The following is a 13,819-nucleotide window of genomic DNA, read 5'->3' on the forward strand; positions in this document are numbered from 1 at the left end:
ATGATCCCGGTGACCTGGGCCGAATTCGGCGCCCTGCACCCGTTCGCCCCGGCCGAGCAGAGCGCCGGCTACCAGCAACTGACCGATGAACTGGAAGCGATGCTCTGCGCCGCCACCGGTTACGACTCGATCTCGCTGCAGCCGAACGCCGGTTCCCAAGGTGAATACGCCGGCCTGCTGGCGATCCGCGCCTACCACCAGAGCCGTGGCGAAGACCGTCGCGACATCTGCCTGATCCCGTCCTCGGCCCACGGCACCAACCCGGCCACCGCCCAGATGGCCGGCATGCGCGTGGTGGTCACCGCGTGCGACGCCCGCGGCAACGTCGATATCGAAGACCTGCGCGCCAAGGCCATCGAGCACCGCGAACACCTCGCCGCGCTGATGATCACCTACCCGTCGACCCACGGTGTGTTCGAGGAAGGCATCCGCGAAATCTGCGGCATCATCCACGACCACGGCGGCCAGGTGTACATCGACGGCGCCAACATGAACGCCATGGTCGGCCTCTGCGCCCCGGGCAAGTTCGGCGGCGACGTGTCGCACCTGAACCTGCACAAGACCTTCTGCATTCCCCACGGCGGTGGCGGCCCGGGTGTCGGCCCGATCGGCGTCAAGTCGCACCTGGCGCCGTTCCTGCCAGGCCACGCGCACATGGCCCGCAAGGAAGGCGCAGTCTGCGCCGCGCCGTTCGGCAGCGCGAGCATCCTGCCGATCACCTGGATGTACATCCGCATGATGGGCGGCGCCGGTCTCAAGCGCGCTTCGCAGCTGGCGATCCTCAACGCCAACTACATTTCCCGTCGCCTCGAAGAGCACTATCCAGTGCTGTACACCGGCAGCAACGGCCTGGTGGCGCACGAGTGCATCCTCGACCTGCGCCCGCTGAAAGACAGCAGCGGCATCAGCGTCGATGACGTGGCCAAGCGCCTGATCGACTTCGGCTTCCACGCCCCGACCATGTCTTTCCCGGTGGCCGGCACCTTGATGATCGAGCCGACCGAAAGCGAATCCAAGGAAGAGCTGGACCGCTTCTGCGACGCCATGATCCGCATCCGCGAGGAAATCCGCGCGGTGGAAAACGGCACCCTGGACAAGGACGACAACCCGCTGAAAAACGCCCCGCATACCGCGGCGGAATTGGTCGGTGAATGGTCGCATCCGTACAGCCGTGAGCAGGCGGTTTATCCGGTTGCCTCGCTGATCGAAGGCAAGTACTGGCCGCCGGTCGGCCGTGTCGACAACGTCTTCGGCGATCGCAACCTGGTCTGCGCCTGCCCGTCGATCGAAAGCTACGCTTAAACCAATGAGGGCGGCTAATCCCGCCCCCACTTCCACGAACACCGCCCCCCCTGTAGGAGCTGGCTTGCCAGCGAAGACGGAAGACCAGCCGACACAAATGTTGCCTGACACACCGCCTTCGCTGGCAAGCCAGCTCCTACAAAATCGAGTTTCAGCCAGGGTTGATGCTAACCCTCTATAACAAGAAACCGGAGAACAACCATGTCGTTAAGCGTGTTCGACCTGTTCAAGATTGGCATCGGCCCCTCCAGCTCCCACACCGTCGGCCCGATGCGTGCTGCCGCACGTTTCGCCGAAGGTTTGCGCCGTGAAGGGCTGCTCGCAGCGACCGCTTGCGTCAAAGTCGAGCTGTACGGCTCACTCGGCGCCACCGGTAAAGGCCACGGCAGCGACAAGGCTGTGTTGCTCGGCCTGGAAGGCGAACACCCGGACACCGTGGACACCGAAACCGTCGCCTCCCGCCTGCACGACATTCGCGGCAATGGTCGTTTGAACCTGCTCGGCGAGCACAGCATCGCGTTCAATGAGAAAGAACACCTGGCGATGATTCGCAAGCCCTTGGCCTATCACCCCAACGGCATGATCTTTCGCGCCTTCGATGCAGCGGGCCTGCAAATCCGCAGCCGCGAGTACTACTCGGTCGGCGGTGGTTTTGTCGTCGATGAAGACGCCGCCGGCGCCGACCGCATCGTCGAAGACGCTACCCCCCTGACCTTCCCGTTCAAAAGCGCCAAGGACCTGCTTGCTCACTGCGCCACCTACGGCTTGTCCATCAGCCAGGTGATGCTGACCAACGAAAGTGCCTGGCGCCCGGAAGCGGAAACCCGCGCCGGCCTGTTGAAAATCTGGCAGGTGATGCAGGACTGCGTCGCCGCCGGTTGCCGCAACGAAGGCATCCTGCCCGGTGGTTTGAAGGTCAAGCGCCGGGCAGCCGCGCTGCACCGGCAACTGTGCAAGAACCCCGAATCTTCACTGCGCGATCCACTGTCGGTTCTGGACTGGGTCAACCTGTACGCCCTGGCGGTCAACGAAGAAAACGCCAATGGCGGACGCGTGGTGACAGCCCCGACCAACGGCGCGGCCGGGATCATCCCGGCGGTCCTGCATTACTACATGCGCTTCATTCCCGGCGCGAACGATGACGGGGTGGTGCGCTTTCTGCTGACCGCCGCGGCCATTGGCATTCTGTACAAGGAAAACGCTTCGATCTCGGGCGCCGAAGTCGGCTGCCAGGGCGAAGTCGGCGTGGCCTGTTCAATGGCGGCGGGCGCCCTGTGCGAGGTGCTTGGCGGCACCGTGCAGCAAGTGGAAAACGCTGCGGAAATCGGCATGGAACACAACCTCGGGCTGACCTGCGACCCGATTGGCGGCCTGGTGCAAGTACCTTGCATCGAGCGCAACGCCATGGGTTCGGTGAAGGCCATCAATGCCGTGCGCATGGCCATGCGCGGCGACGGGCAGCACTTCGTGTCCCTCGACAAGGTCATCCGCACCATGCGCCAGACCGGCGCCGACATGAAAAGCAAATACAAGGAAACCGCCCGTGGCGGTTTGGCGGTCAACATTATCGAGTGCTGATGCGCGCTCATCTTCACACTTCTCCAGGAGCTGAATATGTCCACCGAACAACTGTTGAAAACGCCGTTGCACGCCCTGCACATCGAACTGGGTGCGCGCATGGTGCCGTTCGCCGGCTATGACATGCCGGTACAGTACCCGCTGGGTGTGATGAAAGAACACCAGCACACCCGCGAGCAGGCTGGCCTGTTCGATGTCTCGCACATGGGCCAGATCCGCCTGACCGGTGCCAATGCCGCCAAGGCCCTGGAAACCCTGGTGCCGGTGGACATCGTCGACTTGCCGGTGGGCATGCAGCGCTACGCAATGTTCACCAACGAGACCGGTGGCATCCTTGACGACCTGATGGTCGCCAACCTGGGCAACGACGAACTGTTCCTGGTGGTCAACGCCGCCTGCAAGGACCAGGACCTGGCACACCTGCGCAAACACATTGGCGAGCAGTGCACCATCGAGCCCCTGTTCGAAGAACGCGCCCTGCTCGCCCTGCAAGGTCCGGCCGCAGTGACCGTACTGGCACGTCTGGCGCCAGAAGTGGCCAAGATGACCTTCATGCAGTTCGCCCCCGTGAAACTGCTGGGCGTGGACTGCTTTGTCAGCCGCTCGGGTTACACCGGTGAAGACGGTTTCGAAATCTCGGTACCGGCCACCAGCGCCGAAGCCCTGGCCCGCGCCCTGCTGGCCGAGCCTGAAGTGGCGGCCATTGGCCTCGGTGCACGCGACTCCCTGCGCCTGGAAGCCGGCCTGTGCCTTTACGGCCATGACATGAACACCGACACCACCCCGATCGAAGCCAGCCTGTTGTGGGCCATCTCCAAGCCACGTCGTGCCGACGGCGCGCGTGCCGGCGGCTTCCCTGGCGCAGAGAGCGTGTTCGCCCAACAACAAGCCGGTGTTACCCGCAAGCGCGTCGGCCTGCTACCGCAGGAACGCACCCCGGTTCGCGAAGGCGCGGAAATCGTCAACGAAGCCGGCGAAATCATCGGCAGCGTTTGCAGCGGCGGCTTCGGACCGACCCTGGGTGGCCCGTTGGCCATGGGTTACCTGGACAGCGCCTACATCGCCATCGATACGCCAGTATGGGCAATTGTTCGTGGGAAAAAGGTGCCTTTGCTTGTAAGCAAAATGCCATTTGTTCCACAACGCTACTATCGCGGCTGATTGACTGTTCCTATAAGTAACGCGGTTGCGCTTACACTGCACTAATGTGTAACGTAACCGCCATAAAATAGTGCATCGTTTGGCTCTAAGCTTCGATTATGAACTTTGCTTATAACGATCGAAAACATTTGAACACCGCCAGCGCATAAGCCCGTGCTAGTTGTCGGGGTGCCAGCAACCTGAGCAAATCCGGGCCTTTCACAGGGCTTGTTTTTTCTCCCATAGTTGGCGTAGAGTTTGTTCACTGTGTTTGCATGGGTCGCTTGGAATCGTGACCTGGGCAGTAGCCTACAAGTTAGCTACATCCCGTTCGACGTCTTCTTACTCTCCTGCAACCAGCCCCAGTACTCTTTCATGAGAAAGAGACTGTCATTAATTTTTTTGCGTCAAAGGAAATAAGAAATGTCCCAACGTCAGAGCGGTACCGTCAAGTGGTTTAACGACGAGAAAGGTTTTGGTTTTATCACTCCTGAAAGCGGTCCGGATCTGTTCGTGCATTTCCGCGCCATCCAGGGCAACGGTTTCAAGAGCCTGAAAGAAGGCCAGAAAGTGACCTTCATCGCTGTGCAGGGCCAGAAAGGCATGCAGGCTGACGAAGTACAAGCAGAAGGTTAATCTTCTGTAACGAAAAAGCCCCTGATGCTGACATCAGGGGCTTTTTTGTGCGCGTAAATCCGTAAAATGGCTTCTTTTTCGCCCAGAGGCTGCCATGTCGAAACACCTGCTCAAACCCCAGGGCGACTTTCCCGCCGTCGGCCTGGGTCGTCGCCTGGCAGCGATGTTCTATGACTTCCTGCTGTGCACCGCCCTGCTGATCGTCACCAGCGGCGTCTACAAGATGATCCAGATGGCGATCATCGGCGAAGAGAAGATGCGCACCCTCACCGAAGCGGGCGCGCTGGACGGCGATCCACTGCTTTCCACGGTGCTGCTGTTCGTGTTGTTCGGCTTCTTCGCCAAGTTCTGGACCTACTCGGGCCAGACCCTGGGCATGCAGGTCTGGTGCGTACGCGTACAGAACGCCGATGGCTCGTCCATCAGCCTGTGGCAGGCGCTGTTGCGCTTTGTGGTCTCGATCGCGTCCTTGCTGTGCGTGGGCCTGGGGTTCTTCTGGTCGCTGTTCGACAAGCAGAAGCGCAGCTGGCATGACATCTACTCCAATACCCAGTTGGTTCGAATCCCCAAGAAGACCAAATAATTCCGCCATCCACAAACCACTGTAGGAGCGGGCTTGCCCGCGAAAGCGGCGTAACAGTCAACAATGATAGTGACTGACACACCACCTTCGCGGGCAAGCCCGCTCCTACAGGTTTTTTTGTTGAATGAGAGGCTTTAGGCGTTACCGGCCAACTTCATCCGCGCAGCCTGGGTGAAATCCAGCATGCGCTTGAGCGGCCGAATCGCCTGCGGAATCAACGCGGGATCAACAAAGATCTCGTTCGTACCCTCCTTCAAGCTCTTGAGCGTGCGCTCAAGGGTGTTCATCGCCATCCAGGGGCAATGCGCGCAGCTGCGGCATGCCGCGCCGTTACCGGCCGTAGGCGCTTCGATAAAGACCTTGTCCGGGCACAGCTGCTGCATCTTGTAGAAGATGCCGCGGTCGGTAGCGACGATCAGGGTCTTGTTCGGCAGGCTCTGTGCCGCCGCGATCAACTGGCTGGTGGAGCCAACGGCATCCGCCAGTTCGATCACCGAGGTCGGCGACTCCGGGTGCACCAGGATCGCTGCATCCGGATACAGCGCCTTCATGTCTTCGAGCTGCTTGGACTTGAATTCTTCGTGAACGATGCAGGCACCGTCCCACAGCAGCATGTCGGCACCGGTCTGACGCTGAATGTAGGTACCCAGGTGCTTGTCCGGCCCCCAGATGATGGTTTCACCGTTATCCATCAGGCTTTCGACGATTTCCAGCGCGCAGCTCGACGTCACCACCCAGTCCGCGCGGGCTTTGACCGCCGCCGAGGTATTGGCGTAAACCACCACCGTACGCTCCGGATGCTGGTCACAGAACGCGGAGAACTCATCGACGGGGCACCCAAGGTCCAGCGAGCACGTCGCTTCCAGGGTCGGCATCAGGATGCGTTTTTCCGGGTTGAGGATCTTGGCCGTCTCGCCCATGAATTTCACACCGGCAACCACCACCGTCTTCGCCGGATGGGCATTGCCGAAGCGGGCCATCTCCAGCGAGTCGGAGACACAGCCTCCGGTCTCTTCGGCCAGGGCCTGAATCACCGGATCGCAATAGAAGTGCGCCACCAGCACCGCGTCCTGAGCCTTGAGCTCGGCAGCGATGGCGGCACGATAATAAGCTTCCTCATCGGCAGTCAGCGGCTTGGGCTGCTTGGCGTCGAGGTGGGCTTGAACCAGAAGGCGTTCGGAAATCTGCGTCATGTTCGCAAGACCTGCAGGCGCATTCGCGCGAAAGTCGAGTATACACCCGGCTCCGGACCCATCAGGGTACCGCCGGGAAAGTGAGTATTGATCAGGCACGGACAGCGTTGAAGCTGCGCAAGGCTACAGAATATCGGGAGGATGCAAAAGATGATTCTGACCTGCGCCCTGCTGCGCAGCCCATCAATGGGGCGGTGTTAAATCGAAGGCAAAAAAAAACCCGGAAATCCTCACTTGCGTGGGCCTTCCGGATTTTCTAAACCGCCAAAAATGGTGGGTCGTGTGGGATTCGAACCTACGACCAATTGGTTAAAAGCCAACTGCTCTACCAACTGAGCTAACGACCCGCTGTGTGGTGGCGCGTATAATACTGATTTTTAAGGACTATTCAACACCTATTTTAAAATAATTCAAAAATAAGGTGTTGGGTCGCTGATTCCGGCCGCCGCAAAGCCTTCTGCACGCAGTCGGCAGCTGTCGCACTTGCCGCAGGCACGGCCGTCATCGTCGGCCTGATAGCAGGAAACGGTCAGGCCGTAGTTCACGCCAAGCTTTACACCTGCCTGGACAATCTGTGCCTTGCTGAGGTTTTGCAGCGGTGCCTGAATGCGAAAGCCATTGCCTTCCACGCCAGCCTTGGTCGCCAGATTGGCCATGCGCTCGAACGACTCGATGAACTCGGGACGGCAATCCGGGTAACCGGAGTAATCCACCGCATTGACGCCGATGAAGATGTCCCGTGCGCCGAGCACCTCTGCCCAGCCCAAAGCCAGGGACAGGAACACCGTGTTACGTGCAGGCACGTAAGTCACCGGAATGCCCTCGCCCAACTCTTCCGGGATATCGATGCTGCTGTCAGTCAACGCCGAGCCACCCATGCCGTTCAGGTTGAGACCGATGACCTTGTGCTCGACCACACCCAGGTCGTGGGCGACGCGTTCGGCGGCGTACAGCTCAGCGTGAGAGCGCTGGCCATAGTCGAAGCTCATGGTGTAGCAGCTGTAGCCTTCGGCACGCGCCATGGCAACGACGGTTGCCGAATCAAGGCCGCCGGACAACAGGATGACCGCGCGTTTTTCAGCAGTGTTCAGTGGTTCAGTCATTTCAGCGCCCCGGCTCGTCGTTCCAAAGATATTTATGCAGCTGCAATTGCAAACGCACTGGCAGGTTGTCCGCCACCACCCAGTCCGCCAGATCACGAGCATTGAGATCGTGGTGGCTGGGCGAGAACAGGACTTCACCGGCGCGCTGGTCCAGACCGTACTGGATCAGCTTGGACACGGACCAGTCGTAGTCTTCCCGCGAGCAGATGACAAACTTCACCTGATCGTTGGGCGTCAGCAGCTCGATGTTTTCGTAGCGGTTGCGGTGCGCTTCCTTCGAACCCGGGGTTTTCAGGTCGACAACGCGACTGACCCGGGAATCTACCGCCGAGATATCGATAGAGCCACTGGTTTCCAGTGACACTTCGTAACCGGCATCGCACAAGCGCTTGAGCAATGGAATGGCATTGGGCTGGGCCAGGGGCTCGCCACCGGTGACACAGACGTAACGCGGCCGAAAGCCGGCTACCTGCTCGAGGATATCGTCGAGGGTGCGAATCGTCCCACCGGTGAATGCGTAGGCGCTGTCGCAGTATTGGCAACGCAGAGGGCAACCGGTCAGGCGCACAAATACAGTGGGCAGGCCAGCAGTCCGCGTTTCACCCTGCAACGAGTAAAAAACTTCGGTAATTCTCAATGTGTCTTGCATAGTCGCCACGGGCGTAACAGCTAAACAGGCTGTCCGCCTCCGTCAGGCACTTCAAGGAACCCCGGCAATGCGCAGGCTCCAAAAAGCGTGTTTCATAAAATGGGCGTGAATTCTAACGAAAAAACCCGCGACAAGCGCGGGTTTCTTCAAAGCGGGTCAAGCAGCCCTTACATTTTCTGCAGGTCACGCTGGGCCAACTGAGCGGCGGAAGTGCCCGGATACTGGGCCACCACCTGTTGCAGAATGCCTTTTACCTTGTCGGGATGACCCAGGCGGCGCTCTACATCAGCGAGCTTGTACAGCGAGTCAGGCACTTTGGCGTGCTTGGGGTACAGTTGCGAAACCTTGGCAAATGCCTGACCTGCACCTTGCAGATCGCCTTTGGCCAGGTTCACTTCGCCCAACCAGTACTGGGCATTGCCCGCGTACTGGCTGTTCGGGTATTTGCGCAGGAAAGCGGCAAAAGCCTGGCTGGCCTTGTCGAAATCCTTGGCCTTGATCAGGTCGAAGGCAGCATCGTAATAGAGCTTTTCCTTCGCCGGATCCGCCGGCTCGCTACCCGCGGCGGGTGCTTGAGCGGCAGCCGCTCCTGCACCTGCAGCTGCGCCAGCTGCTGCACCGGGGGCATTCAAATCACCACCGGTGGAAGAATTTTCAGGCGTCGCGGCAGGTGCAACACCGCTACCTATGCGCCGATCAAGATCCTGGTATCGCTCCAGGCTTTCCTGCTTCATGCGCGCTACATCATTTTGCAGAACCTCGATCGCACCTTGCTGGCGCTCGATCTGTTGCTGCATGGATTGCAGTTGGTTGAACAGCTCGCCCTGTGCCGAGACAGGGGCCGAAACCCCTCCCCCGGCATAGGCGCCGTTCGTACCGTAACCTGCAGGCGGATAACTGGTCCCGCTATTGTTATAGCCGGAGTCGTTTTCGACCACAGGAACCGCAGCCCACGCCGCAAGCGGCGCAAGGCTGAGAGCCAGAACAGTTACAGCACGACGGCACGTTCGCATGACGAATTACTTACGCAGTTCGACGCGACGGTTTTGAGCCCAGGACTGCTCGTCGTTGCCGGTAGCAACTGGACGCTCTTCGCCGTAGGAAACCAGTTCCAGCTGAGCTGGGGAAACACCTTGCAGTACCAGGTAGCGCTGAACGGCTTTCGCACGACGCTCGCCCAGTGCCATGTTGTACTCACGAGTACCACGTTCGTCGGTGTTGCCTTCCAGAACAACGCGAGCGCCGTTTGCTTTCAGGTCTTTGGCGTGAACGTCCAGAGCGCGCATGGCTTCTGGCTTCAGGTCCGAACTGTCGTATTCGAAGTAGAAAGTGGTGATAGCGCGCAGTGCAGCTTCTTCGCTCAGGGAGCCGTCAACTGCACCAGTGTTTGCGCCGTAACCAGCGTTTGGATCTACCGCGCCTTCACCGGCATTGTCGCCGCCTTTGGACGAGCAACCTACAGCTACAGCCATGGCCAGTGCCAGCGCAGCAAATTTACCAAACTTCAGCATTTCCATCGTGAAACTCCTAATGAACCCCAGTGTGTTAAGTACAACGTATAGCGCCGCGTCAGTTCAGGTAAGGGGACCAGGAAGGTTCTCTGACTTCGCCTTGAGCGGTAGGAAGCGGGAGCCTTACGCGTCCATTGATAGACACGAGCATCAAGACTCCCCGGCCCTGCTGGCGGGTGGCGTAGATTACCATGGTGCCGTTGGGCGCGACAGTGGGCGACTCGTCCAGAGTGCTATCAGTGAGGATTTTTACGCTACCGCGTTGCAAATCCTGGGCCGCCACCTTGAAATTGGTGAAACCTTCCTGACGATGGATCATCACCAGGGTCTTTTCATCGGCCGACAGTTTTGGGTTGGCGTTGTAGTTACCCACGAAAGTCACGCGCTCCGCACCACCGCCACCCGCACTGGTCTTGTAGATCTGTGGTTTGCCGCCACGGTCGGACGTGAAGTAGATGGTCGAACCATCCTTGCCCCAGAACGGTTCGGTGTTGATGCCCTGACCGTTGGTGACGCGGCTGATCTGGCGCGAACCCAGGTTCATCACGTAGATGTCCGGGTTACCGTCTTTCGACAATACGAATGCCAGGCGATTGCCATCCGGCGACCAGGCTGGCGCGCCGTTCAGGCCTTCGAAGTTGGTGATCTGCTCACGGCGACCGGTGTCGATGTTCTGCATGAAAATGCGCGGACGCTTCTGCTCGAACGAGACGTAGGCGATACGCTTGCCATCGGGAGCGAAACGCGGCGACAGGATCGGCTCGCGCGATTGCAGCAGGGTCACGGCACGGGCACCGTCATAGTCCGAACGTTGCAGCGTGTAACGCGTGTTCTTTTCAGAGAAGCGCTCGGCCGTCACGTACAGCAGGCGCGTCGAGAACGCACCCTTGATGCCGGTGAGTTTTTCGAACGACTGGTCGGCGATGTAGTGCGACATGTCGCGCAACTGATCGACGCTGCCCGACACGCTGCCGGTGAGCACTTGTTGCTCGGTGGCGACGTTGAACAGGGCGTATTGAACCTGCAGGCGACCGCCCGCTGGCGCAATGCTGCCAACCATGACGTACTGGGCGCCCAGCGCCTTGAAGTCACGGAAGATGATTTCGCTCGCCTGGCTTGGCTGGCTGATCATGTTCTGCTTTGGAATCGGCGAGTAGTAACCCGAGTTGCGCAGGTCGTTACCGATAATTTCCGCCATGTCGTCCGGCAGCACGCTGCCGCCCTGGTTGCCGAACGGCACGACGGCGATCGGGGTAGCCCGATCGGTGCCGCTGGTGACCAGAATGTTTTTCTCATCTGCCATCGCGATCCCTGCCATGCAGCAGATCACGACGAGCATTCCTCGAAGGAGGTTTCTCACGGGGCTAGATCCTCAGGTGTGAATGTCATCTTGAATGAACGATACGGAGCAAAATCGCTCGGCTTCATTCCCTGCATTTCTGTCAAACGTCCAATATTCTTCACTGCCGCTACGGCTGAAGCGTCAAACGGACCGTCGCCACTGGACTTGAGCACCTTGACCGAAGTCACCGTACCGTCCGGCAACATGCCGATTTGCAACTGAACCGTCATGCCTTTGCGGGCCGAAGGTGGACGAGCCCAGCCTTCCGCTGCACGCAATCGAATCAGGTCATCGAAGCTGCCGGCGACTTCGTCACCCTGCTCATCGGCCAAGGCCTGCTGACGCTGCGGCGTGTCGGAAAGCAAATCTGCCAAGGCCTGGGCCTTCTTGTCTTCGGCGGATTTACGCGCCGCATCCTGCGATTTCTTCTTCGCAGCATCGGCAGCAGCTTTCTTCTTCGCTTCTTCGGCGACTTTCTTCTTCGCCTCTTCAGCTTCAGCTTTCTTCTTGGCGTCTTCGGCGGCTTTCTTCTTCGCGTCTTCGACGATCTTTTTCTTCGCTTCTTCAGCGGCCGCTTTCTTGGCCTCTTCTTCAGCAGCCTTCTTGGCTTCTTCTTCCGCTTTCTTCTTGGCTATATCAGCCAATTGTTTCTCTTCTGCCTTCTTGGCTTCGGCGGTCTTCTTCGCTTCATCGGCTTTCTTGGCTTCGTCGGCCTTCTTGGCCTCGTCAGCCTTTTTCGCCTCTTCCGCTTTCTTCGACTCGTCGGCCTTCTTGGCTTCCTCGGCCTTTTGAGCCGCTTCTTCTTTCTTTTGTTCCGCAGCCTTCACCGCTTCCTGCTCGACCTTCTTCTGTTCCAGCTGCTCGACTTCGGTCTGGCGCGCGGCGGATTTCTTCGCCTCACCCGCAATCTTCTGATTGGTCTGGGTGGTTGCCTGACTTTTCGATTTCAGCTGGTACAGGGTCGCCTGGACAATCGGCTTGGCCGGCGGCAACTCCGGAGTGAAGGCAAAACTGACGAACAGCATGCCGAACACCAGCACGTGCAAGCCAATCGCCCAGACACTAGGCCAGAAGTAGCTTTCCGAGGCGGACGGCTCTCGCTGTTGCTGCATCAGGGCGCCTCGGTAATCAAGCCAACATTACCGACGCCGGCCTTCTGCAACCCGCCCATCGCGCCCATGACAGACCCGTAGTCGACGCTCTTGTCGCCACGAATGAAGACTTGGGTACGCTTGCCGCCTTCGTTGCCGACGCGAATGATCTTGGTCACCGCGTCAGTCATCTGTGGCAGGGTCATGGCGCGGTCTTGTTGCTTCTCTGTGTCGACTTCGCTGCCAAGGTTCCAGTAGTAGGTCTTGTCAGCCTTGATCGAAATGGTCAGGACCTGGGTGTTGTTGTCCTGCGGCAAGGCTTCGCTGGAAACCTTCGGCAGATCAACTTTCACGCCCTGATTGAGCATTGGCGCGGTCACCATGAAGATGACCAGCAGCACCAACATCACGTCGATGTAGGGCACCACGTTCATCTCGGCGACCGGCTTGCGCTTTTTGCGAGCTCGAGCGATTAAAGCCATTGGAAATTACCTGCTTATTCTTCGCTGGTGTGCACTTTGCGGTGCAGGATCGCCTGGAATTCGTCGGCGAAGGTGTAGTAACGGCCCAGCAAGGTTTCGCTGCGGGCAGCAAAACGGTTGTAAGCGATAACGGCTGGAATGGCGGCGAACAGACCGATCGCGGTGGCGATCAGGGCTTCGGCGATACCGGGTGCCACGGTGGCCAGTGTGGCTTGCTGGGCAGTCGCCAGGCCACGGAAGGAGTTCATGATGCCCCAGACGGTACCGAACAGACCGATGTACGGGCTCACGGAGCCGACGGTGGCAAGGAACGGCAGGCTCTGCTCGAGCTTTTCTTCTTCGCGGGAAATGGCAACGCGCATGGCACGGGCCACGCCTTCCATGACCGCTTCCGGGTCAACGCCTGGCTGCTGGCGCAGACGGGAGAATTCCTTGAAGCCGGCACGGAAGATCTGCTCGACACCGGAATCCGGGTCCGGGTTGCTACCCGCCTGACGGTAGAGTTTGGACAGGTCGATACCCGACCAGAAGCGCTCTTCGAAGCTCTCCAGGGCGCGTCGACCGGCGCGCAGCAGGTTGCTGCGCTGAAAGATCATGATCCATGAGGTCACCGATGCGGCTACCAGGGTCAGCATTACCAGTTGCACCACGATACTGGCATTGCTGACCAGGCTCCACATGGAGGAATGGTCGACGACGTTAGCTTCCACGCTTTATCTCCTGCTTTGAGTGTGTACCCGCGCCGCTCACGGCGGCAAAGGCCGCTCGCAGAGCTTCGGGAATGGCCCGGGGTTTTAAACTTTCAGTGCGCACACAGGCCACCAGAAACTGCCCTTCACAGAGCAGTACATCATCCATGGCCCGCCTGACCTGCTGCTTGAAGCGCAAGCTGGCACGGTTCAATTCGACTACTTCAGCGCTTACCAGCAGCTCGTCATCCAGTCGCGCCGGCGCGTGATAACGCGCTTCGCTGGAATGCACGACGAACAACAGGTCCTCTCCGGCCAGCTGCGATTGGGCAAAGCCCAGCTCTCGTAGCCGCTCGGTTCGAGCCCGTTCCATAAACTTGAGGTAATTGACGTAATACACGATGCCGCCCGCATCGGTGTCCTCGTAATAAACGCGACAACGATGTGCGAAAGGCTCAAGCCCGTTTTGCGCGCGCATACTCTAGTGCTTACTCCTCGGGTTGCCAATCCGGCCAGGCAA

Annotated in this window: 14 protein-coding genes, 1 tRNA gene and 1 pseudogene; 5 read left to right on the forward strand and 11 right to left on the reverse strand. The window is 59.4% G+C overall.

Annotated features, from left to right (window positions below; translation table 11 throughout):
* From HFK74_RS20950 to HFK74_RS20970, 5 genes and pseudogenes are all read left to right on the forward strand, one after another.
* Window positions 1-1,302 (forward strand): annotated as a pseudogene (locus HFK74_RS20950) (beta-eliminating lyase-related protein); the annotation flags it as partial.
* Between the two features lie 201 nt (window positions 1,303-1,503).
* Window positions 1,504-2,880 carry an L-serine ammonia-lyase gene (locus HFK74_RS20955; RefSeq protein ID WP_180205171.1) on the forward strand — a complete coding sequence of 459 codons (1,377 nt, stop codon included), beginning with the start codon at window positions 1,504-1,506 and terminating at the stop codon, window positions 2,878-2,880.
* 36 nt (window positions 2,881-2,916) lie between these two features.
* Window positions 2,917-4,041: a glycine cleavage system aminomethyltransferase GcvT gene (gene gcvT, locus HFK74_RS20960; protein WP_180205172.1), complete on the forward strand. Its 1,125-nt coding sequence runs from the start codon at window positions 2,917-2,919 to the stop codon at window positions 4,039-4,041.
* Window positions 4,042-4,443: 402 nt separating this feature from the next.
* The gene (locus HFK74_RS20965; RefSeq protein WP_007931076.1) at window positions 4,444-4,656 is read left to right on the forward strand and encodes a cold-shock protein; all 213 of its coding nucleotides are present in this window, start codon (window positions 4,444-4,446) and stop codon (window positions 4,654-4,656) included.
* 94 nt (window positions 4,657-4,750) lie between these two features.
* Window positions 4,751-5,239: an RDD family protein gene (locus tag HFK74_RS20970; RefSeq protein WP_180205173.1), complete on the forward strand. Its 489-nt coding sequence runs from the start codon at window positions 4,751-4,753 to the stop codon at window positions 5,237-5,239.
* A 134-nt stretch (window positions 5,240-5,373) separates the two neighbouring features.
* On the opposite strand, the gene nadA is transcribed toward HFK74_RS20970, so the two are convergent.
* From nadA to ybgC, 11 genes are all read right to left on the reverse strand, one after another.
* Window positions 5,374-6,432 (reverse strand): quinolinate synthase NadA, encoded by a 1,059-nt coding sequence (nadA, locus tag HFK74_RS20975; protein ID WP_008054654.1) that lies wholly within the window; start codon window positions 6,430-6,432, stop codon window positions 5,374-5,376.
* Between the two features lie 271 nt (window positions 6,433-6,703).
* Window positions 6,704-6,779 (reverse strand) — tRNA-Lys (locus HFK74_RS20980).
* Between the two features lie 63 nt (window positions 6,780-6,842).
* Window positions 6,843-7,535 carry a 7-cyano-7-deazaguanine synthase QueC gene (gene queC / locus HFK74_RS20985; RefSeq protein WP_180205174.1) on the reverse strand — a complete coding sequence of 231 codons (693 nt, stop codon included), beginning with the start codon at window positions 7,533-7,535 and terminating at the stop codon, window positions 6,843-6,845.
* A gap of 1 nt (window position 7,536) precedes the next feature.
* Window positions 7,537-8,184, reverse strand: coding sequence for a 7-carboxy-7-deazaguanine synthase QueE (gene queE / locus HFK74_RS20990; RefSeq protein ID WP_007995628.1), 648 nt, complete (start codon window positions 8,182-8,184; stop codon window positions 7,537-7,539).
* Window positions 8,185-8,351: 167 nt separating this feature from the next.
* Window positions 8,352-9,197 (reverse strand): tol-pal system protein YbgF, encoded by an 846-nt coding sequence (gene ybgF / locus HFK74_RS20995; RefSeq protein ID WP_180205175.1) that lies wholly within the window; start codon window positions 9,195-9,197, stop codon window positions 8,352-8,354.
* Window positions 9,198-9,203: 6 nt separating this feature from the next.
* A complete protein-coding gene (pal, locus tag HFK74_RS21000) occupies window positions 9,204-9,701 on the reverse strand; it encodes a peptidoglycan-associated lipoprotein Pal (protein ID WP_003178634.1) in 498 nt (165 codons plus the stop codon).
* Window positions 9,702-9,753: 52 nt separating this feature from the next.
* Window positions 9,754-11,034 (reverse strand): Tol-Pal system beta propeller repeat protein TolB, encoded by a 1,281-nt coding sequence (gene tolB / locus HFK74_RS21005; protein ID WP_180205385.1) that lies wholly within the window; start codon window positions 11,032-11,034, stop codon window positions 9,754-9,756.
* A 17-nt stretch (window positions 11,035-11,051) separates the two neighbouring features.
* Entirely contained in the window at window positions 11,052-12,149 is a 1,098-nt protein-coding gene (tolA, locus tag HFK74_RS21010; RefSeq protein ID WP_180205176.1) for a cell envelope integrity protein TolA, read from the reverse strand.
* Window positions 12,149-12,601 (reverse strand): protein TolR, encoded by a 453-nt coding sequence (gene tolR, locus HFK74_RS21015; RefSeq protein WP_162276380.1) that lies wholly within the window; start codon window positions 12,599-12,601, stop codon window positions 12,149-12,151. The genes tolA and tolR overlap by 1 nt, the downstream gene beginning before the upstream one ends.
* A 23-nt stretch (window positions 12,602-12,624) precedes the next feature.
* On the reverse strand, window positions 12,625-13,320 hold the full coding sequence (gene tolQ / locus HFK74_RS21020) for a protein TolQ (RefSeq protein ID WP_007995636.1): 696 nt from the start codon (window positions 13,318-13,320) through the stop codon (window positions 12,625-12,627).
* A complete protein-coding gene (gene ybgC / locus HFK74_RS21025; protein WP_180205177.1) occupies window positions 13,310-13,777 on the reverse strand; it encodes a tol-pal system-associated acyl-CoA thioesterase in 468 nt (155 codons plus the stop codon). Before ybgC ends, tolQ begins: the two co-directional genes overlap by 11 nt.
* Between the last annotated feature and the right edge of the window lie 42 nt (window positions 13,778-13,819).

The organism is Pseudomonas sp. SbOxS1 (genome assembly GCF_013416725.1).
Taxonomy (GTDB): domain Bacteria; phylum Pseudomonadota; class Gammaproteobacteria; order Pseudomonadales; family Pseudomonadaceae; genus Aquipseudomonas.